This window comes from Cupriavidus sp. USMAHM13 (assembly GCF_001854285.1).
GTDB classification, from domain to species: Bacteria; Pseudomonadota; Gammaproteobacteria; order Burkholderiales; family Burkholderiaceae; genus Cupriavidus; species Cupriavidus malaysiensis.
This window is the reverse complement of record NZ_CP017752.1, coordinates 1804765-1828244: the sequence shown is the minus strand read 5'-3', so window position 1 is coordinate 1828244 and position 23480 is coordinate 1804765. Positions and strand designations below refer to the sequence as shown.

General features: G+C 70.4%; 18 protein-coding genes. 5 read left to right on the top strand and 13 right to left on the bottom strand.

All coding sequences use genetic code 11. The features are described 5' to 3' along the window. Positions 1 to 66: 66 nt before the first annotated feature. The 3 genes from BKK81_RS26330 to BKK81_RS26320 form a co-directional block, all read right to left on the bottom strand. Positions 67 to 639, bottom strand: coding sequence for a BON domain-containing protein (locus BKK81_RS26330; protein WP_231908094.1), 573 nt, complete (start codon positions 637 to 639; stop codon positions 67 to 69). Between the two features lie 137 nt (positions 640 to 776). Then, positions 777 to 980 (bottom strand): cold-shock protein, encoded by a 204-nt coding sequence (locus BKK81_RS26325; protein ID WP_008650922.1) that lies wholly within the window; start codon positions 978 to 980, stop codon positions 777 to 779. A 317-nt stretch (positions 981 to 1297) separates the two neighbouring features. Next, positions 1298 to 2593, bottom strand: coding sequence for an Hsp70 family protein (locus tag BKK81_RS26320; protein WP_071019005.1), 1296 nt, complete (start codon positions 2591 to 2593; stop codon positions 1298 to 1300). 238 nt (positions 2594 to 2831) lie between these two features. Here BKK81_RS26320 and BKK81_RS26315 point away from each other — a divergent pair, with 238 nt between their 5' ends. Genes BKK81_RS26315 through BKK81_RS26305 form a run of 3 tightly spaced genes read left to right on the top strand, consistent with a single transcriptional unit; the run spans position 2832 to position 5953 of the window. Next, positions 2832 to 3818, top strand: coding sequence for a Bug family tripartite tricarboxylate transporter substrate binding protein (locus BKK81_RS26315; protein WP_156811552.1), 987 nt, complete (start codon positions 2832 to 2834; stop codon positions 3816 to 3818). A 45-nt stretch (positions 3819 to 3863) separates the two neighbouring features. Beyond that, positions 3864 to 5063: a CaiB/BaiF CoA transferase family protein gene (locus tag BKK81_RS26310; protein WP_071019003.1), complete on the top strand. Its 1200-nt coding sequence runs from the start codon at positions 3864 to 3866 to the stop codon at positions 5061 to 5063. Then, positions 5060 to 5953, top strand: coding sequence for a citryl-CoA lyase (locus BKK81_RS26305; protein ID WP_231908093.1), 894 nt, complete (start codon positions 5060 to 5062; stop codon positions 5951 to 5953). The genes BKK81_RS26310 and BKK81_RS26305 overlap by 4 nt, the downstream gene beginning before the upstream one ends. Before the next feature lie 69 nt (positions 5954 to 6022). Here the strand turns inward: BKK81_RS26305 and BKK81_RS26300 are convergent, their stop codons facing one another. From BKK81_RS26300 to BKK81_RS26290, 3 genes are all read right to left on the bottom strand, one after another. Further along, positions 6023 to 7261, bottom strand: a complete 1239-nt coding sequence (locus tag BKK81_RS26300) for a GGDEF domain-containing protein (RefSeq protein ID WP_157903368.1) — start codon at positions 7259 to 7261, stop codon at positions 6023 to 6025. A 147-nt stretch (positions 7262 to 7408) separates the two neighbouring features. Further along, complete coding sequence (locus BKK81_RS26295; protein WP_071019001.1) at positions 7409 to 8137, bottom strand: IclR family transcriptional regulator; 729 nt, start codon at positions 8135 to 8137, stop codon at positions 7409 to 7411. Positions 8138 to 8199: 62 nt separating this feature from the next. Beyond that, positions 8200 to 9177: a LysR substrate-binding domain-containing protein gene (locus BKK81_RS26290; RefSeq protein WP_071022377.1), complete on the bottom strand. Its 978-nt coding sequence runs from the start codon at positions 9175 to 9177 to the stop codon at positions 8200 to 8202. A gap of 199 nt (positions 9178 to 9376) precedes the next feature. On the opposite strand from BKK81_RS26290, the gene BKK81_RS26285 reads away from it, so the two are divergent. Beyond that, entirely contained in the window at positions 9377 to 10594 is a 1218-nt protein-coding gene (locus BKK81_RS26285; protein WP_071018999.1) for an MFS transporter, read from the top strand. Between the two features lie 3 nt (positions 10595 to 10597). Beyond that, positions 10598 to 11254 (top strand): DNA-3-methyladenine glycosylase, encoded by a 657-nt coding sequence (locus tag BKK81_RS26280; protein ID WP_071018998.1) that lies wholly within the window; start codon positions 10598 to 10600, stop codon positions 11252 to 11254. Between the two features lie 51 nt (positions 11255 to 11305). Here the strand turns inward: BKK81_RS26280 and BKK81_RS26275 are convergent, their stop codons facing one another. The 7 genes from BKK81_RS26275 to BKK81_RS26245 form a co-directional block, all read right to left on the bottom strand. Further along, on the bottom strand, positions 11306 to 13570 hold the full coding sequence (locus tag BKK81_RS26275; RefSeq protein WP_083384455.1) for a TonB family protein: 2265 nt from the start codon (positions 13568 to 13570) through the stop codon (positions 11306 to 11308). Then, entirely contained in the window at positions 13567 to 14427 is an 861-nt protein-coding gene (locus tag BKK81_RS26270) for a PP2C family serine/threonine-protein phosphatase (RefSeq protein WP_156811451.1), read from the bottom strand. The genes BKK81_RS26275 and BKK81_RS26270 overlap by 4 nt, the downstream gene beginning before the upstream one ends. Then, a complete protein-coding gene (locus tag BKK81_RS26265) occupies positions 14331 to 15014 on the bottom strand; it encodes a vWA domain-containing protein (protein WP_071018992.1) in 684 nt (227 codons plus the stop codon). Before BKK81_RS26265 ends, BKK81_RS26270 begins: the two co-directional genes overlap by 97 nt. 270 nt (positions 15015 to 15284) lie before the next feature. Further along, a complete protein-coding gene (locus tag BKK81_RS26260) occupies positions 15285 to 16040 on the bottom strand; it encodes a YfaP family protein (protein WP_083384454.1) in 756 nt (251 codons plus the stop codon). A 25-nt stretch (positions 16041 to 16065) separates the two neighbouring features. Next, entirely contained in the window at positions 16066 to 16827 is a 762-nt protein-coding gene (locus BKK81_RS26255; protein ID WP_071022375.1) for a YfaP family protein, read from the bottom strand. A 77-nt stretch (positions 16828 to 16904) separates the two neighbouring features. Continuing rightward, positions 16905 to 18626: a DUF2300 domain-containing protein gene (locus BKK81_RS26250; RefSeq protein WP_071022372.1), complete on the bottom strand. Its 1722-nt coding sequence runs from the start codon at positions 18624 to 18626 to the stop codon at positions 16905 to 16907. Between the two features lie 34 nt (positions 18627 to 18660). Continuing rightward, on the bottom strand, positions 18661 to 23376 hold the full coding sequence (locus BKK81_RS26245) for an alpha-2-macroglobulin family protein (protein WP_071022369.1): 4716 nt from the start codon (positions 23374 to 23376) through the stop codon (positions 18661 to 18663). Positions 23377 to 23480: the final 104 nt, after the last annotated feature.

The following is a 23480-nucleotide window of genomic DNA, read 5'->3' as shown; positions in this document are numbered from 1 at the left end:
CCGGCGCTCACGGTCAGGCCGGGCGGCCGGAACGCACAGCACGCGGCGGCGCGGCCCGCGCGCGCGTCACTTCGGCGCAGCCGCGGCCGGATGAAACAAGGGGTACGGCACACCGCGCGCCGGCGTGGCAGTGGTCTGGTCGATCACGCGCTCGGCGTCGGCGACCTCGCGCAGCGCGGCGAAGAAGGCCGCCGCGGGGAATTCCGGCGCGGTGCAGCCCTGCACCAGGATCCAGCGGGCGCTCACCGTGATCCACAGGGAGCTGCGGCGCCAGGCCGGCAGTTGCAGGTCCAGCGTGTGCAGGCGGCGCTGCAGGCTGTCAGCGACATCCTTGTCATATTGGTAGGCATTGGGCAGGCGGCAGCGCCCCTCCAGCCAGCAGTGGTTGCCATGCTCGATGCGATGGTGCGACTCGCGCATCCACTCGGCCTCGCTGACGCGCGGCCCGGCCGGTTCCGGGCAGGCGGGCACGGCCGCGCTGACCTGCAGGAAGGGATCGTTGCCGCGGTTGAGCAAGGCGGTGTCGTGCGCCCACGCGGACGGCGCCGCGGCGCAGGCAACGGTCAGCAGGGCGCCGATGCCTGCGCGCCGCAGCGCGCCCGGCAACCGGCGGGACGCGGTAGACCTGGCAGCGGCCATGGGTACCTCTCCACTTGGAAGGGCGGCGGCAACGGCACGCGGGACGGCCCCGGGGCGCACCCGGCGCCACAAAAAAACAAGCCCCGCACGGGGCGGGGCTTGTCCTTGTCGGCAGTATCAGCCGGCGTTCAAGCGGCTCAGATCGCCTGGATCTTGGTGGCCTGCTCGCCCTTCTGACCCATGGCCTTGACGTAGCGGACCTTCTGGCCTTCCTTCAGCGACTTGAAGCCATTGCCTTCGATCGCGGAGAAGTGCGCGAACAGGTCGTTGCCGCCTGCGTCCGGGGTGATGAAGCCAAAGCCCTTAGCGTCGTTGAACCACTTAACGGTACCGGTTTCCATTTTGTTTGTTACCTCAGATTTCAAATAAGCTCGTTTTGCTCACCAAGCATGATGCCCAGAGAATGGTGGCGGCCGGAGCCTAACAACCACACACTGCGCCAGTATGTCAGCGAACCAACGATACGCCCGACAATAAAGTCACCAGATGGTGCACATGCGAGTGCCCATTTTCAACGAATTCGCTCGGCTGTCAATCGGGAAAGGCCTGAGAAAATATGTCTTGGCGCAAAAAGTCATTCAATATTTCCAACAACAGAGATTAGCGCCATCTACTTCCCCCGCGAACGGGGCATATCTTCGGCGATCGACCCGTGCTTTCAGCCGAACTTGCGTGCCGCGTCAAGCGCCAGCCCCGCGCCGATCCCCCCGAATACGTCACCTTCGACGCAGCGCGCCTGCGGCAGCTGGGCCGCCAGGCGCTGCCGCAGCAGCGGGACCGAACTGGAGCCACCGGCAAACAAAATCGTGTCAACCTCGCCGGCATCCACCCCGGCACTCTGCAGCAAATCCGCCACGGTGCGCTCCACCCTGCCGACCAGGCGGACAATGGCCTCGTCAAAATCGGCGCGCCCCACCTCCAGGCTCTCCCCCGGGGCAATCCGGCCCAGGTCCAGGCGCGCTGCCGTTTCGGCCGACAATATGATCTTGGCCGACTCCACCTGCAGGGCCAGCCAGTGGCCGGCGCGTTGCCGGATCAGCGTGAGCAGGCGGTCCAGCGGCGCCTTGTCGCCGGCGTCGCGATAGTTGTCCATGACATGCGCCCAGGCCTTGCGCGTGTAGACCTGGTTGATGGTGTGCCAGCTCGCCAGGTCGAAGTACAGTCCCGAAGGCATGGCCTTGCCGTTGCGCAGCGAGCTGCCCAGCCCCAGCAGCGGCATCGCGCTGGCCAGGCTGAGGCTGCGGTCGAAGTCGGTGCCGCCGATATGCACGCCCGCACTGGCAAGGATGTCGTCGCGCCGGTCGGCCAGCCCGGCGCGCCGGGGAGACAGGCGCAGCAGCGAGAAGTCAGACGTACCGCCGCCGATGTCGGCCACCAGCACCAGTTCCTCGCCGCCGATACGCGCTTCGTAGTCGAAGGCGGCGGCGATCGGCTCGAACTGGAAGGCGATGTCGCGGAAACCAGCCGCGCGCGCGATGTCTTCGAGCGTCTGCTGCGCCACCCGGTCGGCTTCATCGTCCTCGTCGATGAAGCGCACCGGCCGGCCCAGCACGGCCTGCGTGAACTCGCGGCCGGCGGCCGCCTCGGCGCGGCGCTTGAGTTCGCCGATGAACTGCGCCAGCAAGCCGCGGAACGGCATGGCCTGTCCCATGACCTCGGTGCAGTCATCCATCATCGAGGTGCCCAGCAGGCTCTTCAGCGAGCGCATCATGCGCCCCTCGTAGCCTGCCAGGTAATCGTCCAGCGCCGCGCGGCCGTAGCTGACCAGCGGGTCCTCCGCATGGAAGAAGACGATGGACGGCAGCGACGGCTTGCCCTCCTCCAGCGGCAGCAAGGCGGCTTCGCCGGGCCGGTACCAGCCCACCGTCGAATTCGACGTGCCGAAATCCACACCGCACGCCTGTGCCTGCCTGTCCTGCCAACCCCCGCTCTGCAACGTCAAACCCCGCTCCATCAATCCGCGCCGGAATACACCCGGCCGCCCGGGCACCGGCGGCGGGCGCGCGCTGCCGGCCGGACATTGTAGTGGCAAGCGGCGCCGCGCACCCGGAACTTGACAGCGGCGGTTCCGCTCCCTATTCTCGCATCGTTCTTTTGAAAAGATCGATGTTCTATTCTACAGAATACTGGATAGAAGGCGGCCTGGCCGGCCGCGCACCGCGCCTGCCCCGCCCCATGCACCTGGAGACATGATGAAGCACCCCTACTCCCCCCTGCGCCGGCTCTTGTGCCTGTTCGGCGCGGCCTGCCTGGCCGCCCCCGCCCTGCCCGCGCTCGCCGCCGGCGACTACCCGGCCCAGCCGGTGCGGCTGGTGGTACCGTTCCCGCCGGCCGGCGGCACCGATGTGATGGCGCGCCTGGTCTTCAACAAGATCGGCACCGATGCGCACTGGAACGTGGTGGTGGAGAACCGCGCCGGCGCCGGCGGCAACATCGGCCTGGACGCGGTCGCCAAGGCCAAGCCCGACGGCTACACCCTCGGCATGGGGCAGACCGCCAACCTGGCGATCAACCCCAGCCTCTATCCGCGCATGCCCTACGACGTGCTGAAGGATTTCGCGCCGGTGGCCCTGGTGTCGGCCCAGCCCGTGGTGCTGGTGGTGCGCGCCGACGCGCCGTTCAAGACCGTGGCCGACCTGGTCGGCGCGGCCAAGGGGCGCACGCTGTCGATGGCCTCTGCCGGCACCGGCACCGTGGGCCACCTGACCGGCGAGATGTTCGCCCGCCGCGCCGGCATCAAGGTGCTGCACGTGCCGTACAAGGGCGCCTCGCCCGCGCTGACCGACCTGCTCGGCGGCCAGACCGACTTCTACTTCGCCACGCCGCCGATCGCGCTGCCGATGATCAAGGCCGGCAAGCTGCGCGCCCTGGCCGTGACCTCGGCCAAGCGTTCCGCGCTGCTGCCGGCGGTGCCGACCGTGATCGAATCCGGCTACGCCGGCTTCCAGGCCGAGGACTGGAAGGCGGTGGTGGCGCCGGCCGGCACGCCCGCCGAGGTGATCCGCCGCGTCAATGAACAGACCAACAAGGCACTGGCCTCGCCCGACACCATCAGCAAGATGCGCGCCGAAGGCAGCGAACCGCGCGGCGGCACGCCGGCCGAGCTGGCCGCCTTCATCAAGGCGGAGCACGCGCGCTGGGGCGCCATCGTGCGCGAATCGGGCGCGCATGTAGAGTAAGGCGCGCCACCCGCCCGCCACGCAATCCCTTTCGATACCAGACAGATGCATAAACCGCTACGCCATATCCGCGTGCTCGACCTGACCAATGTGCTGGCCGGGCCGTTCTGCTGCCACCAGCTGGCGCACATGGGCGCCGAGGTGATCAAGGTCGAGACGCCCGGCACCGGCGACCTGGCGCGCCAGCTCGGCGCCGATCCGGAACTGAACCGCCGCCTGATGGGGGTGTCTTTCCTGGCACAGAATCCCGGCAAGCGCTCGATCACGGTCAACTTCAAGCACGCGCGCGGCAAGGAAGTCTTCCGCAAGCTGGTCGCCAGCGCCGACGTGGTGGTGGAGAACTTCCGCCCCGGCGTGATGGACCGCCTGGGACTGGGCTATGCCGCGCTCAAGGAAGTCAACCCGCGCCTGATCTACTGCGCGATCTCCGGCTTCGGCCAGGACGGCCCGCTGAGCGGACTGCCGGCCTACGACCAGATCATCCAGGGCATGGCCGGCGTGATGCACATCACCGGAGACCCGGACACCGCGCCCTACCGGGTCGGCTATCCGGTCTCGGACACCATCGGCGGCATGACCGCGGCCTTCGCCATCGCCGCCTCCCTGGCCGACCGGGAGCGCGAGACCGGCTACTTCCTCGATGTCTCCATGCTCGAGTCCACGCTCTGCACCATGGGCTGGGTGGTCTCCAACCACCTGATCGCCGGCAAGGCGCCGGTGCCGATGGGCAACGAGAATATGACGGCCAGCCCCTCCGGCACCTTCCGCACCGGCGACGGCCTGCTCAATATCGCCGCCAACAAGCAGGAGCAGTTCGAAGCGGTCTGCCGCGTGGTGGGCCGCCCCGAGCTGGCGGCGGATCCCCGCTTCGCCGAGCGCCAGGCCCGGCTGCAGCACCGCGCCGAGCTGACGCGCGAACTGGAGGCGGAACTGGCCAAGGGCAGCGCCGACGACTGGTGGCAGCGCCTCAACGAGGCCGGCGTGCCGGCCGGTCCGGTACTGAGCGTGCCGGAAGCGCTCGCGCACCCGCAGGTGGCCACGCGCGGCATGGTCGGCACCTTCCCGGCGGCACCGGGCGTGGAGCGCGATATCCGCCTGGTGCGCACCGGCTTCAAGGTCAACGGCGCGGCGCCGGCGGTCGACACGCCGCCGCCCGAACTCGGCCAGCACACCCGCGACATCCTTGCCCAGCTCGGCTACGACGACGCCGAGATCGAATCCCTGAAAGAGGAACGAGCCATATGAAGGAAGCCATGATGAACCAAGGCATGAAAGCCGCCGCCGACGACGGCGGCATCGACGCCGGCCAGCGCCTGTCGCAGGACTGGTGGCACACCGGCATCATCGACATGCGGCCCGGCGAGATCCGCTACCGCGGCTATCCCATCGAGCAGCTGATCGGGCAGGTCTCCTTCGCCCAGATGATCTGGCTGATGCTGCGCGGCGAGCTGCCCGGGCGCGGCCAGGGCGAGCTGCTCGACGCGGCCCTGATGTCCGCGGTCGACCACGGCCCGCAGGCGCCCAGCATCGCCATCGCGCGCATGGCGGCCACCTGCGGCGTCGGCCTCAACAACGCGATGGCCTCGGCGGTGAACGTGCTGGGCGACGTGCACGGCGGCGCCGGCGAGCAGGCTGTGGAGCTGTACCAGGAGATCGCGCGCCGCATCGACACCGGCCTGCCGCAACAGGAAGCCGTGCAGGGGGCGCTGCAGGACTGGCGCGAGGCGCATGGCAAGTTCGTGTCCGGCTTCGGACACCGCTTCCACCCGCTCGATCCGCGCGCCCCGCGCCTGCTCGAACTGGTCGACCGCGCCGCCGCCGACGGCGTGGTGTCGGGCCGCTATGCCGGCATCGCGCGCGCGATCGAGGCCGAACTGGGCGCGGGCCGCAGCAAGCCGATCCCGATGAACATCGACGGTGCCACCGCGGTGATCTACGCGGAGCTGGGCTTTCCGGCGCCGCTGGCGCGCGGGCTGTTCTGCCTGTCGCGCTCGGTCGGCATCCTCGCCCATGCCTGGGAACAGACCCAGCAGGGCGGCCGCAACAAGGGCCCGATCCCGCGCCAGTTCATCTGGACCTACGACGGCCATCCGCCGCGCGATGTACCGCCGCAGGACCGACCGCCGCAGGACTGAAGCCTGCGCATCGCGGCCGGTGCAGGAGTGCCGGCCGCTCTCCCATCGATTGCCCTGCCGCCCTGCCCCTCAGGCCGGCTGCAGCGCGCCATCCTCGTCGGCGTCCTCGTCCCCATCCTCATCGCGCACCGGCATGCCCAGGCTCGACGCCAGTACGAGGCGGTCGCGCCCGCGCTGCTTGGCGACATAGAGCGCCCGGTCCGCCGCAGCGAACAGGCCTTGCCACAGGGCCTCGCGGCTGCCGTCGGCGCCGTCGATCTGGGCCACGCCGATACTGACCGTGGCGCTGCCGCGCCGCCCCGGCAGGTCGATGGCCCTGACCTTGCGCAGGATGCGGTTGGCCAGGGCGCAGGCCTGTCCCTCGTCGGTGTAGGGACAGAGGATGCAGAACTCCTCGCCGCCGTAGCGGCCGGCCACGTCGGAAGCCCGTCGCGAATGGTCGATGGCCTGCGCGATCTGGCGCAGCACGGCATCGCCCACGTGGTGTCCGTGGCTGTCGTTGACCTGCTTGAAATAATCGACGTCGATGGCCAGGCAGGTCAGCGGCTCGCCGCCGCGCTGCCAGCGCGCGATCAAGGCGTCGGCGGCCTGGTCGAGCGCGCCGCGGTTCAGCAGGCCGGTCAGCGCGTCCAGGCGGGCGCCGCTCTCATTGCGCGCGATGATCTGCTCGGTGGCCAGCAGCGTGCAGCCGAAGCAGCCAAGCAGCGAGCCCACCAGCGGCAGCGCCACCCACAGCGCGCGCGAGCTGTCGGCGACGAAGAACAGCGACTGGCCGGAGGCATCGACACCCAGGGCGTGCACCATGCCGGCGGCCTGGGTCAGCAGTTGCAGCAGGCAGCCCAGCACCGCCAGCGGCGCGCCGATACTGCGTTGCGACACGCCCGAATTCAGCAGCGACAACAGGGTCAGCAGCGACACCGTGCCCAGCATGCCGAAGCCGGACAACTGCAGCAGCGCGACCGCGTTGTGCTGCTGTGAGGCGTACAGCAGCACGGCCAGGGCCAGCAGCGCGGCCACGCGCAGCAGCGTGCGCCGCTCCGGCAGCCCGTAATAGACCCGGACGCCGAGGAAGATCGCCAGCCGGCCCAGCAGGAAGGCCCAGCCCGCCAGGGCGATCAAGGTGTAGGAGCCGGTGCCGATGGTGGAGGCCAGCGCCATGCCGGCACCGGCCACCAGCGCATAGCCGGCAGCCCAGATCCGGCCGGCCTCGCTCGCGCGCAGCGCCACCGCCAGCCCGGCCGCCATGACCAGCATGCTGGAGAACACCACCATCATGACGACTACCAGAGTTTGCTGGACCAGGTACACGGATGCCCTCTTTAGTATCCCGCGCGTGCTGCCGCCCCCTGTCCCCGGGGGGCGGCGGCCAGGCTGGATCATATCCGCCTTGCACAGGGGGGCACACCCCACTAAGGGTCCGGTCGGCCACACCGCTCGCCCCAGGGCGGCGGACCGTCAATCCGGGTAGGGAAATACCCCGCCCAGCTCCGCGCTCAGCACGCGCGCGGCGCGCAGCACGCTGGCACGGAACGATGCATCGAAACGCGGTGTCGGGCAGGTCAGCGTCAGCGCGCCCTTGAGCTCGCCGCCGGGCCCGAACACCGGCGACGACACGCCGGCGATGTCCGGGCTGCGGTCGCCGACCAGTTCGACCACGCCTTCGTCACGGATCTTCTGGTACAACTCGCCGCGCGCGCCGGAGAAGGCGCGCAGCACGCGCCCGCCGGCGCCACGGTTGCGCGGCAACAGGTCGCCGGCGCGGATATGGTCACGCACCGGCTGCGGTGAATCGACACGATACAGGCAGAGACGGTGCTCGCCCTGATCGACATGGAAGGCGGCGCTCTCGCGCGTATCCTGCACCAGTTGGCGCAGCACCGGCATCACCACCGCCTCCAGCGAGAACGAGGCCGCGTAGACGGCATGCAGCCGCGCCACCTCCGGACCGAGGCCATAGCGGCCGTCCCCGTGGCGCACGACCAGGCGCGCGTGCTCGAGCGAGGCCAGCAGCCGCAGCAGCGTGCTCTTGTACAGGCCGCTGCGCTGGGCCAGTTCGGCCAGCCCCAATGTGGTATCGCCCAGCCGGAACGCGGACAGCACGAAGAGCGCGCGGTCGACCGCGGCCGCCCCGCCAGGCGCGGCGTGCTTGTCGGCTTCGGAGAGTTGGGCGGCTTTACGTGGCATGCGCGGGGAGGCTCGAGGGTGGCGCCGCGCGTGCACCGGGCGCGGCGGCGAAGCTGCGCATTCTACCGCAGCGCCTGTTCCTGCGGACGCCGCGCGGCCGCCTCGCGCAAGGCCCGCAGGAAACCCTCGGTGGCCGGCCCGAGCTCGCCGCCACTGCGGCGCAGCACGCCGATCGGCTCCTCGGTGCCCTGGCTGTCCAGCGGCAGCCGCACCAGCACGCCCTGCGCGATGGCGCGCCGCGCCGCCGACAAGGGCGCCAGCCAGACCGCGTCGGTCGCCAGCGCGGTCATCTGTCCCAGCAAGGCATCGGAAGTCTCCAGGCAGCCCGCCGGCAGCGGCAGGCCGTGGCGCGCCAGCAGGCTTTCGGCGCTGTGGCGCGGCACCGAACCGGCCGCCGGCAGCACCAGCGGGCAGGCCAGCGCCTCGGCCAGCAGCGGGTGGCGGGCGGCGGCCAGCGGATGGCCGGCACGCACCGCCAGCACCAGCGGCTCGGTGCCGAGCATCTCGAACCACAATCCCTCCATGGCGGCCGGATCGTCCATGCGGCCCAGCACCACGTCGAGGCGGTCCGCCTTCAGCCACTCGATCAGCGGGCGGTTCATGCCCGTCTGCACCGCCACGGCGATGTCCGGATGGGCCTGGCGGAAGGCCGTCAGCACATCGAACAGCAGGTCCGGCACCACGCTGGGCAGGGCGCCCAGCCGGATGCGCTCGACCGCCGCCGGACCATCGCTGACGCTGCGCGCGGCCTCGTCGAGGTCATCGAGCACACGCAGCGCGTGGCGCAGGAAGCGCATGCCGGCCGCGGTCAGGTCGGTGCCCGCGCGCTTGCGCACCAGCAGGCGCGCGCCGACCAGTTCCTCCAGCTCGCTCAGCGTCTTGGACACGGCGGGCTGGGTCAGTCCCAGCTTCTCGCCGGCCAGGCCCAGGTGCTGCAACTGGGCCACCGCGACGAAACAGTGCAGGTGGCGCAGGCGCACGCGCTTGCGGAAGGCCTCATGGCCGCGGCCGGCCCCTCCCGGATCGCGACGGAAATTCATGGAAACCCCGTCCATTGGCAAATTTTCATGAATATTCCCCAAAAACAAGGCGCTACTTATACTGCGCGCAGGATTCACCGGCAACCGGTATCATCCCGGATGGCCCGGCCGCCGTCGGCCGGGCCCGGCAGGATCCTCCAGGTGCCGCACCGCGCACCCGCCTGCCACCGTTCCGTCGCTCCCGCCCCTGTCGTCCCTTATGCCACCCACCGCCACGACTCTCGAAGCCTCGCCCCAGGGCGAGCCCGGGAGCGGCAGCCTCAGCCTGCGCATCCTCGCCATCGTCTTCTTCAACTTCGTGGCCTACCTGGCCGTCGGCCTGCCCATCGCCGTCGTACCCGGCTTCGTCCACGACTCGCTCGGCTACGGCACCGTGCTGGCCGGCCTGGCCGTCAGCATCCAGTACCTGGCCACGCTGCTGAGCCGGGCCTATGCCGGCCACCTGTGCGATGTCCAGGGCCCGAAGCGCTCAGTGGTGACGGGCCTGGCGCTGTGCGCCGGCAGCGGTGCCCTGACCCTGGTGGCCGGCCTGTTCGCGCACACGCCCGCGCTCGGCCTGGCCTGGCTGTTCGCCGGCCGGCTCGTGCTCGGCGCCGGTGAGAGCCTGGTCACCACCGGCACCATCGCCTGGGGCATCGGCAGCGTCGGCGCGCGCCACACCGGCCGGGTCATCTCCTGGAACGGCATCACCACCTACGGCGCCCTGGCCCTGGGCGCGCCGCTGGGCGTGATGCTGGGCCACGCATGGGGCCTGCCGGCCATCGGCGCCGTGACCACCTTGCTGGCCGGCGTGGCCCTGCTGCTGGCGCGCCGCAAGGCCGCCGTGCCCACCGTGGCCGGCGAGCGCCTGCCCTTCCGCCGCGTGTTCCGCGCCATGACGCCCTTCGGCCTGTGCCTGGCGCTGGGCTCGGTCGGCTTCGGCACCATCACCGCCTTCGTCACCCTGCTGTTCGCCAGCCACGGCTGGGACCACGCCGCGCTGGCCCTGACCCTGCTCGGCGCCTGCTTCGTGCTGGCGCGGCTGCTGCTGGCCGACGCCATCGGCCGCTTCGGCGGCTATCCCGTGGCGCTGGCCTCCTTTGCCGTCGAAGCCTGCGGGCTCGCCCTGATCGCGCTGGCGGCCACGCCGGCCATGGCCCTGGCCGGCGCCGCCGTGACCGGCTTCGGTTTCGCGCTGGTGTTCCCCGCGCTGGGCATGGAAGCGGTGCGCCTGGTGCCGCAGTCCAACCGCGGCTCGGCACTTGGGGCCTATGCGCTTTTCCTCGACCTGGCGCTCGGGCTGACCGGCCCGGTGGCCGGCTGGCTGGCCAAGCACCAGGGCTATGGGGCGGTCTACCTGTTCGCCGCCGTGTCCGCGCTGCTGGCGCTGGGGCTCAGCGTGGCCCTGTCCATGCGCCGGGACCCGGCGGCAGACTGAACCATGCCTGCCAGCGCCCCGCCCGCCAGCCCGTTGCCCGCCCTGCGCCCGCTGCGGCGCGACGAGCTGCCGGCCGACGCGGTCGGCCTGGCGCGCTACCTGCTGGACAAGGTGCTGGTCCACGACCTGCCGGAAGGCCGCCTGGCCGGGCGCATCGTCGAGACCGAGGCCTATCCGGTGGGCGACCCGGCCAGCTACGCCTACCGCGGGCGCACACGCGCCAATGGCGCCATGTTCCTGGCCCCGGGCCACGCCCATGTGCGGCTGCTGTACGGCCTGTCCTGGACCCTCAATATCTCGGCCGAGGCCGAGGGCATCGGCGCCGGCATCCTGGTGCGCGCGCTGGAACCGCTGGCGGGGCTGGAGGCCATGCGCCAGCGCCGGCCGGCCGCGCGCCCGCTCGACCTGGCACGCGGTCCCGGGCGCCTGGGCGCGGCCATGGCGCTCGGGCCCGGGCTGGACCGCGCCGACCTGTGCACGGGCGCGGGGCTCTGGCTGGCAGACCGTGCCACTGCGGCCGGCGATTGCGGCACCGTCGGCGTGACACGCCGCATCGGCCTGTCGCGCGCAGCCGATCTGCCGCTGCGCTTCTTCGTGGCGGACAACCCTTATGTCAGCGGCCCGAGGGCGGCACTGCGGGAAGCGCAGGGCCAGGCCTGAACTTTCCGGCGAAACCGCGAGGCAGGCCCCATACCGGGCACCTCGGCGGCCTCATGGGTCGATGGCAAGAAGCAAGTCGAGCGAGCCGGCGGACAGCCGGCCGTCCTTCAGCGCGGGGAGGTAGTTCCAGCGCGACGCTGCCGTCGCGACGTTCCGGTCGAACCTGTGCGAGCCGCTGGTGCGTATGACGGCCACGCGGCTGGGCTCGCCCAAGCGGTCCAGCGTCATGCGCAGCTCAACCGATTTCCCATGCTCCGGACGCTCTGCGACGAGGCGTATCCAGGGAGAGAGACTCTCCATCGACGCAATCTCGACGCTGGCGGCCCTGGCCTGGAACTCCTGGGCCGTATCGATCGCCCGCACCAGGCTTTCCGCCGCCACGCCAAGCGTTTGCCAGCGCCCGTGCGGAAGCAGCGCCTCGCTGGCGGCCGGGGCGATCGGCAGGACCGAGGTTGCCTCGCGCGTGGGCCTCGAAGCGGCCTCGAATCGCGATGCGACGGCGTAATAGACGAGCGCCGCCGCCTCTCCTTCCGTGTTCCAGGCCGCCGCGGCCATGCCGTACCACGCCCGGTGGTCCAGCGGGCGTGCCCAGATGGCCTGTGTGAAGAACGCGCTTGCCGCCTGCGGCTCTCCGTGCGCGAGGTGGTACTTCCCGAGCGCCAGCGCGGCGTAGTGCGCGCGCGGCGCTCTCACCAGGCGGTCACGATACCGGTCGATCTCCGGATCGATCGATGCCGCGGCAGTGCCGGCGGTCCGCCCTTGCACCTTGCCGAGGTCGCGCGAATCCATGAAATCGGCGATATCGGCGGCATACCCCGCGACGTAGGCAGCGCTGTTCTCGCCTCCCGACAGCGCCTCGCCTTCATGCAGGCGCCGCAGGATCAGCTTCACGTCTTCATAGCGGCCACTGCTTGCCGCAGCGGCCACAGCGCGCACGTCCGCCCTCGCGGTAGCGAGTGCAATACCAGAAGTGAACTCGGCCTCGGACACATCGCGGCGCCACAGTACCTCCGGCTCGCGCGCATTCGCTCCCACCACCTGCGACCGGCCGTCGCTACGCTCGCTGTCGTCATGGGGCCACGCCAGCATCACCAGGACGATCGATGCGATGACCGCGACCGCTGCGAAGAAGATGTGCGTGACATTGTGCTGGGCTGCGGGCAACGGCAGGGATACCGGAGGCGGCAGCCTGGGCGACGGCGCGCTGCCGCCCGGCGCTGCTGACGCCTGTTTGCGAGCCCCCTTGCGTGCATTCCCCTTCCCAGTCGTTGCTGCTGCTTTGGCGATCAAGGCCGCGCGCGCGCAGGCAGCGCAGGGAAAGCCCGCAAAATGCTGATGGGAGGCATCGGCGGCACAGGCCTGCAGCCCACCCGCGTCGCGCAGTGCGTAGCCGCGCAGCGCTTGTGCCCACTCCACCGCAGTGGGCCGTGCCTCCCCGGGACCGGCAAAGGCCCGGTCGAACATGCGCCGCAACTCGGCCGGCATCATGGTGTGCCCGCTGGTCGGATTGGGCGCGATACGCGGATTCGGCTGCACGCCGTACGCATAGCAGCCCTCGCGGATACGCCCGGCCAGCTCGGTCGGCACCTTGCCATCGACCGGCTTGCCGCTGAAAGGATGGATACCGAAATTCAGCAATTGGAAGACCACCACGGCGAGCGCGAAGCGGTCCTGGATCTCCTCGCCCGCTGCGACCGGGGCGCGCCCCTGCAATTCCGGGGCTAGGTAGTCGACCGTGAACTGCTGGGCGGGGAAGCGCTCGGCTTCGCCCTGGATGCTGAAACCGTCGCAATCCAGCATGGCGATGTAGAGCGAGTCGCGGTAGAAGCGCAGATTGACTGGCTTCAGATCGACGACATAGTGTCGCTGACGGTGCAAGGCGGCGATCACGGCGCTCAGATTCGCCGCCAGCGTGATCTTGGCGCCCAGCCCCGTCGGCAGCCCGGCGGCTCGCGCCTGCCGCTCGAGCAGGATCTCCTCGAGCTCGGCCGTGCGCTGTATGTCCAGCACCGGCATGACGAAGCCGATGAAATTGCCGCGCGCATCCCGGAGCGGCGCCTGCGGCCAGGCGATCTGCACATAGCGCTTGCCCTGCTCGACCTGGTCCGGAAGTTCGGGGCTCAGGCGCAGCATGGCATCGATCTTGCGCTGGCAGAGGCCCCGGTCCAGGTGCGCGTGGTAGAGCTTGGCGACCTGCTGCCGGGCATCGCTCAGCAGATATACGCTGCCGGCACCTCCGCTCTTGACCAGCCGGGCGAGCGTAAGGCTTTGCCCCGGGCCCAGCCACACTTTGCGTGCGCCACCGGATCGCCTCATTCGCGGTGTGCGATCAGCAGCGTCTTGTCGTCACCGGTGATGGCATGCGTACGGGGATCCGCCAGCGTGGCCGCGAGCGCCTGGCATCCCGCATGGCCGCTCGGCGCCTGGCGCAGGAAGCGCTCCACCGGCTCGATGAAGGGACCGTAAAGGCCGGAATTTCCCTTGCACATCGCAAAGGGCATGCTGCCATCGGACATCAGCAGCACGCTGGACGGATCCTGGCGGATCGCCGTGGTCCTGAGTCGACGACGCCAATCCGGCCCCGTGACGAAGAATGTCTCGTTGGCGTACTCGCCATTCAGCGGCAACGAAATATCCGGCCCCGCCGCAGCCAGCCGCGAGCAGGCCACGCCCACGCCATCGCCGATATGGAAGAAGCCGCCGCCGCGCGGATCCGCCACCACGCCGACCACTGTCGTCGCATAGTCATCGAGGCCCGCTCCCGCCGCGATGGCGATCTCCTGCAGCGCCTCGCGCACCCGGCCGATCACGGCCGCGATGGCCTGCTCGAACAAGGCCGGCTCCAGTTCGGGAAGCTCTTCGCCTTGCCTCAGCCGTGTAGCCAGCGCATGCACGGTGGATCGGGCAAAAAACTCGGCGCCCGCCTGGCTGTAGCGCGCGGAACCGGCGCCATCGCATACCGCGGCAACCAGGATCTCCCCGACCACCGCATGCGCGGACGCGTCCTGGCAAGGCAGCCCTTGGTCCAGGTGCGTCTTACCGGTCGCCGAAGCGGAGAATACTCGCCAGCCCATGCTCAAACCGCCACGGTCGACCAACTGTCCGTCGAAGGTAGCTGAGCCTGCGTACCCGGCGTCGACTGGGACACGGCCTGCATGCTGGCGCTGAGCCACAGGAAAAGCTCACGGAACTGCAAACCCTTGAGCTGCTTCACGCCCGGAGTCCCCTTGCTGCTGAATCTTCCCAGCACATCGACGCTGGCGCTCTCGCCCACCGCGATGGGAAACATCGCGACCTTGTTGGTCCGCTCGGCGTGACATGCCTGGCTGGCACTGGCGTCCCACGCGTCGGTCGGCACGCCGTCGGACATCAGGAAGAGCCATGGGCGCGTATACGCCACGCCTGCCTGCCGGAAGCGCTGCTTCTCCCGTTCGATTTCATCGAGCGCCAGGGCGACCGCCTGGCCCGTCGGCGTCGTCCCGCTGGCGACCAGGTCCGGTGCGCGGAAGTCCATCGCGTCGCACCACTGGCCAGCCACCTCGGCATCGTCGTTGCCACCGAGGCGGATCACCAGGATGCGGACCCGCTTGCTGGCGATGACGTCAGCTTTCAGTTCCTTCTCCAGCAATGCCAACCCCGCATTGAGTTCCTGCATCGGCCGCCCGGCCATGCTGCCGGAGCAGTCCAGCACCAGCGCCAACGGCGTACGCTGCTCGGTGTTGTCGACCAGTGCGACATCCGGTATCCCATTCGACGTCATGAAGATCCTGTGAAGAGTCGGCTCGGGACGCGGCACCTCGCCCCCCCTGGGCTGTGGCGTCCCACCACGCCGTATGGCGCGTCGCATCCAAGCCCGTGGGTCATGGAGCGGCCCAGTCTAGCGGCAAGGACGAAGGGCGTGACACACGCCACGCCAAATCAGAATCCTCTCCCCTTCGGCAAGAAGCTCCCTGAAGAATCTTCCGAATCCACGCCGTGACCGATGCTCGTCGAGCACTGCATCCTCTTGTCGGCGGCGGCAGGCCCGCCGTCAGCGCATCACGAAGGATTTCACCAGGGTCAACTCGCCAGGCTTGCGCATCGGCACGCGGAATACCTGCTGCCTTTCGTCGAGCGTGTTCTCGTCGGTGATCACGGCGACCTGGGCCACCGTGATGGCTTCGCGGCGGGCACCGCTGCCGTAGTAGTTCACGTAGACCAGGTAGGTGCCTGCCGGCGGGGTCGGATTGGAATAGATCTCCGGCCCGTAGCCGGTGGTGACATCCACGTCGAGCGCGCCGCCGTCCGCCACCACGCGATTGGCGTAGAAAGTGTGCTGCCCGTCGGGCGCCACCACGTGCAGGTCGAGGTCGGTACCGTCGCTGTCCCACGACAGCACCACGCGCAGGCGCGGGCGTGCCCTGCCCGGATAAGCCTCGTAGAACTGCACGCGCTTGGCGCTCCCCTGCGGCGTGCGCAGCTCCACGCCGTTGCTGCCGGCCGAGAAGGCGTAGGGACGGGAGAAGCGCCCGTCCTCCTCCACCCGCTGCGGCATCGCCACACCGTTGACCACCAGGGTGGCGACCCCGCCGGTGACGCCATCCGCCTGCCCGGCCGGTGCCGGCGCGCCGTTCGCCGCCTTGGGCGCGCCGCGGATGCGCCCGGCGATCAGCGCGCTGCCGGGCTGCCCCGGGCGCGTCGACACGGCTACCGCGGGATAGTGCACCTCCTGCGTATAGTCTGCCGCGTCGCGCCCGGCATGGCGCCAGCCGTTCGAGGCTGGCCTGTGGTTTCTCTGTGCTTCCATTCCAGCTCCCGCTCCAGGCCCGCCATCAGAGGCGCACCGATTTCATCAGGGCCAGTTCGCCTAGCTTGCGCAGCGGCATCACCAGCGTCTCCCGCTTTTCATTGAGCGTGTTCTCGTTGTAGATCAAGGTCAGCCTGGCGGTGATCAAGTCGCGCTCGTGCGCGCCGCCGTCGAAGTTGTAGCCGCTGGCGTCGAAGTTGCCCCAGTAATTGACGTAGAACAGCCATACCCCCGGGCGCGGCGCGGCGCTGGAGAAGATCTCCGGCCCTGCGCCGTCCACGCTGTCCACGTCGAGACCGCCGCCCTCGGGCAGCAGCGGACTGGCAAAGAAGGCGTGGCCGCCATCGGGCGAGATCACATGCAGGTCGACCTCGGCCTTGGGATCGTCCCAGGTCAACACGGCACGCAGCTTGGCCTGCACCTTGGTGGCATCGGCCTCGTAGAACTGCAAGCGCTGGCGCGTCCCGCCGTCCGCCGACACGATCTCGACGCTGTTGGAGCCGCGCCCGAAGGCCCACGGCCGCGCGAAGCGCCCCTGTTCGTCGGCGTACAAGGGCATGGCATTGCCGTTGACCACCAGCGTGGCCGGCTTGCGCCCGGCCTTTCCGGCCTGGCGCAGGCGGCCTTCGATCAGCGTGCGGTACTTCTGCGCGCCGCGCTCCACCGGCGGCTTGGGGTAGGCGGCCGTGTACTGCTCGAGCTCGCTGCTCAGCCCGCTGTGGCGCCATCCGCCCGCCGGGCCGTCGAGCTCCGCGACCGGGCCGGCCATGGCAGCCAGCGGCGCCATGGCGCAGGCCAGCGCCAGCGCCAGCGCGTTGCGATAGCGGCGCCGGCACGGCACCGCGACGATGGATTCCTGACTCATCATGGGAATGGCGTGCGCACGAGCTTACGCGCCTGGGCTTCGATAAAGGACTCATCCTGCCCGCGCGGATGATGCGCAAAGGCGAGATGCAGGTACTCGTGGGCCAGCGCGATATGGTCATCCTCGCTGGCCAGCCGGTGGATGTAGAGCCGGTTGCGGCGCGCGTCGGCGTAAGGCCGGCCCTCGCGCACCGCGCACACGGCGGGCAGCGGCGGCGTCTCGTAGCCGGATTCGGCGGCCAGCCGCCCCTGCCATTGCTTCGCGCGGCCGGCCAGCCACTGCCTCGCTCCGGCGATCTCCAGGCAATCGCCAGCCACCGGGCTCTGGAAGGAGGTCAGCGTGGCCTGCGGCCACCAGCGCGCCAGGATGGCGTCGAAGGCCAGGCCCTGGACTGCCGCGCGCTTCGCTTCGGTCCAGGCCATGCGGCCCTTGCCGCCGGCATCGTGGTGATAGCGCACGGCCACGCCGCTCAGCACCAGCCCGTCGGTCTGGTCGGCGGCGTGCCGCGCCGCGGCGGCAGGAGCATGCGGCAGCACGCGTTGCGTGCGGCTGCTGTCCGCGATGCGGAAACAGCCCTGCGCGCGGGTGGCCTGCTGCACGAGGTAGCTGCGCGCGGCCACGGCCAGCGCGCGCGCCGCCTCCGGCTCGGCGGTGTCGCCCTCGCGCTCCACCACGCGCGCCACGTAGTCGTTCAGGCCGAAGCGGCCCACGATCCGGGCCGGTGCGCCGGGCGGCCGCAGCAGGCTCAGTTCGCCGCGGCTCTGCAGCCGCACGCTGTTGCCATTGGCAAAGACTGCCACGAAGCTGCCATCGAGCCGCCCCGCCGGCACCGCCCCTCCTGCCGGCACGGCCGTCGTTACCTCCCGCAGCGGATAGCGCTCGAACATGTCGACCAGCACGCAGGCGCCATCGTCCGGCACCGGCACGGTGGCGAGCATGGGGCGCAGCAGCGGTGCGGCGCGGCGCAGCACGTCCGCGCTGCCCCCCTGCCCGCCCAGCCAGGCCGGGCTGCCATCGGCCAGCCAGCCGGCGGCGCCGCCGATGGAAGCGCCTGGGCGCGCCGGGTCGGGCATGGTCCAGGTCTTGGCGCGCAGCAGGCTGCCATAGCTGGCCAGCGTGCCTTCGCCGCGGCCCACCGTCAGCACGGAAACCAGCGTGGCGGAGGCGGCCTGCTGTGCCGCGGGCGGCACGGCCTGCAGCGCAGCCAGCAATTCCGCCACCGGCACGGTGCGCTCCGCGCGCACGGCCTGCATGTCCTGCAGCCAGGCGGGCGCGCCCGCCGCCTGCCAGAAGCGGCGCCAGTCGGCGCCCGACAGGCCGAGCCGGCGCGGCTCGAAATAGCGTCCGCACGACTGCACCAGGGCGCGCTCCCGGTCGATCCGCCGGCCTGCCGCGCAGCAGTACGCCTCTTCCGGATCTCCTCCGCGGCAGGTGTAGTCCTGGCTGGCGGCATCGGTGCCCACCAGATAGCTGTAGACGAAGAGCTTCCACACACTGCCCAGCGGCGCGCGCAGGCCCGGCGGCAAGGGCGTCGCCACCGGCGCGCCGGGACCGAGCCGGTAGAGCCTGGCCTCGCCGTCGGCCAACCGGGCGAAGCGCACCGGGTCAGCCCCGCCAGGTTGCGCGGCGGCCGCTGCCGCCGCCGTGCCGGCGCCGCCGGGTGCCAGCGCCGACACCATGACTGACGCCAGCACCAGCAGGACGCCGCCTGCGCGCCGCATCGCGCCGAGGGTGGCAGGCACACCCATCGCCGCCTCACTCCACCGTCAGCGGGTAGGCCGCGGTCTTGCCGTCGCCCTGGAGCGCCTTGGCCTCGGGCTGGTACATGCGGAAGAAACGCGCCGGCGGCAAGCGGAATCGGCCGGGCAACGAGAAGCGCACCAGTTGCCGCAGCACCGCCGGATGCTCAAGCGCAATCACGGGCTGGTGGTAGGAAAGCATGCCCATCTCATAGGTGGTCGCGCGCTGGAAGGCCTGCAGTCCGCTCGCCTTGTTTTCCGGATCGGGAAGCCCGTCGATACGCAGGCCCCAGGTGGTGCCTTCCACCTCGCCACCCGGCGGCAGCGGCACCTCGAGCAGGCCATAGCGGTACGCACCCTGGCGCGGCGTCAGCACGATCTCGTCGACGTAGAGCGTATTGCTGTCCAGCTTGTCACCGGCCTTGACCGGCCTGGCCACGAAATCCAGGCCGGCCGTGCCGGGTGCGCTCCCGCCCGCTTCCTTGTCGTCCTTGGTACCCGCCACCGGCACCAGGCGGTAGAGCCTGCGCTCGATGCCGATGGGCAGGCTCGCCGCCTCGGCCATACGGCTGCGATAAGAGACCACTGCATTGATGTCGGAGGACCGCGAGGCCGCCTCGGCACGCTGCGGCACGCCCAGGGACAGGGTCGCCGGAAGTTGGGCGCCGGTCCAGCGCCACTCCGGCAGGCCCAGCGCGCCGCGCCCGGCCCGCCAGCCGCCTTGCGGCGGCCGCGGCACCGCCTGGGCCTGCGCGGCCAGGCCGCGGCTCAGCCCGCCACCCAGCGCCTTGTCGAGCCAGATCAGGGCCACGGCACGGTCGATGGTGGGGCTCGCAGCACTGGCGCGCGCCAGCAGTGCCTGCACATCCGCCGCGGCGGCACCCTTGCCGTCCATCCGCAGCAGGCTCTGCACCAGCGGCGCCGGGTCGGCCGCCAACGCCTCGCGCGCGGCGTCGGCCGCGCTGGACAGGCCTTCGGGCAAGGGCTGGCCGATCTGCCGGTAGAGCTGGGCGGCCAGCACCGTCGCCACGCGCCGGCCCTGCGGCGAATCGGGGGCGGCGAACACCAGGCTCTCGCCCGCTGCCGCGACTGCGGCAGCGGCCCCGCCGGCGGGACGGCTTAGCTCGGCGGCCACGCCACCGAGCTGGGTCGCCACCGGCAGTTCCATCTCGTGAATGAACCACAGCGCCAGCATGCGATGCAGCAGCGGCTCATTGTGCGCCTGCCGATAGGCGTCCAAGGTACGCTTCCAGTGCTCGGGAGGCAGGCTGATGCCGACGGCGCGGCTGGCCAGCCAATCGGCATAGTAGGCATAGGCGGTCAGCAGCGCGCTGTCGCCCACCTGGTCGCCCCACCAGCCGAACTGCCCGTTGACACCGGCCAGCAAAGCCAGGCGCTGGCGCTGCGTGCGCAGCAGCGCGTCGAGCCCCTGCGTCGTGTTGCCGGTGTCGGCACCGGCGGCGGCCAGGCTGCGCCGGGCCAGGGCCAGCGGGATCAGCCGGCTCGCGGTCTGCTCGGCGCAGCCGTAGGGGTAGTCCAGCAGGTCGTCGGCGACACGGGCGAACTGGCTGGCGGCACTGTCGACCAGGCGCAGCCGCACGTCCTGGGCGTCGGCCGGCAGGTTCAGTGCCGCCTCCGCACCCGTCAGCGGCAGCACCAGTTCGCGCGGCGACAGCCAGCCGCTCGGCTCGACCCGCAGCGTGGTCTGCAGGCGGTCCACTGTACGGCCCTGCTGCTTCAGCTCGGCGCTGATCACGCCGCCCCGCAGGGCGCCGCCGGCCACCGGCAGGCGCAGGTAATTGGCACCGCGCTTGAGCGTGACACCCTGGCTGAGGTTGAGGCCCGCGCCCGTCACCACGAGATCGGCGACGGCGTCCCGGGCGCCCTGGTTGAACACGACCATGTCGATGCGGGGCGCATCCTCGCCGCGGTAGTGCCGCGGGCCGGTCCACTTGAGGTAGAGATCCTTGTCCGAGCGGATGCTCGCCGTGCGCTGGCCGACCATGCCATCGCCCGCCATCGCGCGCACGGTGATGCGCCAGCGCGTCAGCGAGTCCGGCATGGTGAAGGTCACGCGCGCGCGGCCGCTGGCATCGGTGCGCAGATCGGCCACCCAGGCCGCGGTGTCCTGTTCATCGCGGCGCGGGCGTTCCAGCACCTTGACGCCGCGTTCGTTGTAGCGGCCGCGCTCGGGACCTCCTGCCCCGGACAGGCCTGACGCGGCCAGATCGTAGCCGATGAAATTGAGGCTCGAGGTGGTGCGCACATTGTTGCGGCGCGGATGGTAGAAGAAGTCCACGATGCTGGGCGCGATCTCGGGCTGCAGCACATAGACCATCTCATCGACCACGCTGACGGTCAGGTTGGCCGGCACCGGCTTGCCGTCGAAGGCGCTGCCGAGGTCCAGCGTGACGGTCTCGCCCGGGGCGTAGACCGCCTTGTCGCTCTTGACGGTCAGCGCGATGGCGGGCTGAGCCACCGCGATGCCCGCATTCTGGAACACGTAGTCGCCGTCCTTCACGTACAGCACCGAGAAGGTCATGTTCGGGCTGAAGTCCCTGCCCACCTGGATGCGGGCGCGCCACTGCCGGTCCGTGACCTTCTGCAGCGAGAGCCAGTCGCCGCCCTTGGACAGCAGGCCGCGGCGCTCGACGCGGTCGCGCTCCAGCGTCAGCAGCGCATCCTCCACCGGCAACGGGAAGGTCACCAGCGCCTCGGCGGTATCGCCGACGTTGTAGCGGTCGCGGTCGAACACGATCTCGATATTCCCGGGCACGGTCTGCAGGCCGTCGCCGGCCACCCAGTGGCTGGCCGCGGCCAGCAGGTTGCCCGCGGCATCCTTGACGGAGAGCGTGTAGGAGCCCGGCTGTTCGAAGCGCACGGGGAAGGACAGCACGCCATTGGCAGCGGCCCCCAGCTTGCCCTCGGTGCGGCTGCGCGACTCCAGCCGCAGCAGTTCCCATTTGGCCGGCACCTGGGCCGGCACCTGGGCCGGCGCCTGGGCCGGTCCCTGCGCCGCCCCGGTCGAGGCTGCCAGGGCCGCCAGTTCGAAGGTCACGCTCTGTCCGGCATTGGTGAAGTTGGCCGGCGCAGTGAGCTTGTAAGGCGTGGCGCCGCGTGCGATCAGCAGTTCGCGCGTGACCTTGACGCGATAAGCCGCGCCGTCGTTGGCGAACACCGTCAAGACATAGCGGCTCGGGTCCTTGGCCGGCGGCAGGGTCAGCGCGGCGTTGCCGCTGCCGTCGGTGACCAGTTCCTGCTGTTCCAGCTTGAGCGGGAACATGCCGGCATAGCGCAGTTCGCCCTCGACCATGGTCACCTGCTGCGCGCGCAGCGTGACAGACAAGCGCGCCGCCTTGACGGGCTTGCCATCGGGATAGCGCAGCTGGATCTTGCCCCTGACCGTCTCGCCGGTGGCGTAGTCAGCCTTGTCCAGTGCCAGGTTGATGTCGAAATGCGGCTTGATGTACTCGGCCACGCGGAAGGCGCCGCCATAGGTATTGCCGCCGTAGTCGAAGCGCAGCGTATAGCCGCCGGCCAGCGCATTGTCGGGCAGGGCGAAGCGCACATCGGCACCGCCGTCGCCGGTCAGGCGGGCGCCGAGCGTGGCGATCGGGGCGCCGTTGGGATCTAGCACCGCCAGCTTGATGTCGCCGGCCGCGGCCGGCGCCGACTCGTTCGCGCTGCGGAAATCGCGCCCCATGAACTTGACACGCACCTCGTCGCCCGGGCGATACAGCGGCCGGTCGGTGAAGGCGTACAGCTTGGTGTTGTAGATCTCGCTGTCGTAGTAAAAACTCTCCGAGATGAAAACGCCGCCATCGGCGTCCTGGCCCAGCAGGTAGCTGCGTTCGGGACTGGCGTGCTTGAGCTCGGCGATGCCGTCGGCCCCCGTGCCGGCGCTCTGCAGTACGCCCAGGCCATCGGACCAGGCCACGCTGGCACCGGCCACCGGGCGTCCGCTGCGGCGATCGGCGGCCCACACCAGCATGCCGCCGGCCGTGCTCTTGATGACGGCCACGGTGTCGGAAATGAACAGCAGGGTATGCGCGCGGTAGCTGCCGATGATGCCCTCGACGATGTACAGTCCGGGCTTGAGCCTGCCCAGCGGCACCATCACATTGCCGGCGTCGCGCGGCAGGAACTCGCTGCTGCTGCCCTCCAGCCTGGCACCCTTGGGCGGCTCGATCTCCTTGGCATCCCAGATCGGATAGCGGAAGCGCGACACCAGCGGGTATCCCTTGAGCGGCGCGAACTGCGGGTTGCTCTCGAAGCGGGTCGGCTGGGCGATCTGGTCGCCCATGCTGAACTGCGGCGCGTCTTCCACCGCCTGGCTGCGCGTGGCGAAGGACAGCACGCGCTGCCAGGCGCGCCGCGCCTTCTTGTACCAGTTGTCCCACAGGTAGGACAGCGTGTTGGCCATGCCTTCGCCGCGGTAATCGGCCTTGACGTCGAGGCGGTGCAGGTTCTTCTGCGCCTTCAGGAAGGCGAGCGGATTCTCCACGCGGTAGACCAGGATGTCCGCGCCACCGTATTGCTGCAGCTCAGCCTTGTACTCGCGGCCCGGCGCCTCCAGGCGCACCTGCGCCACCTGGTCGCTGCCGAAGCTGGCATCGGACAACAGGAAGAAGGACTGACCGCGCAGCGCCGTGTAGTTGCTCGACGGCACGGTCTCCAGCGTGGCGCCGCCGGCGGCAAAGGCTGACGGGCCGCCCGCCGCCACCGACAGCATCAGCAGCAGGCAGGCGAATCGGGCCCAGGCACGGGCAGCCGTGGCAAAGGCACCCGTGCGGGCGGAATCGGTGCGCTCTAGCGGTGCACGCGTGCGGAGCTTCA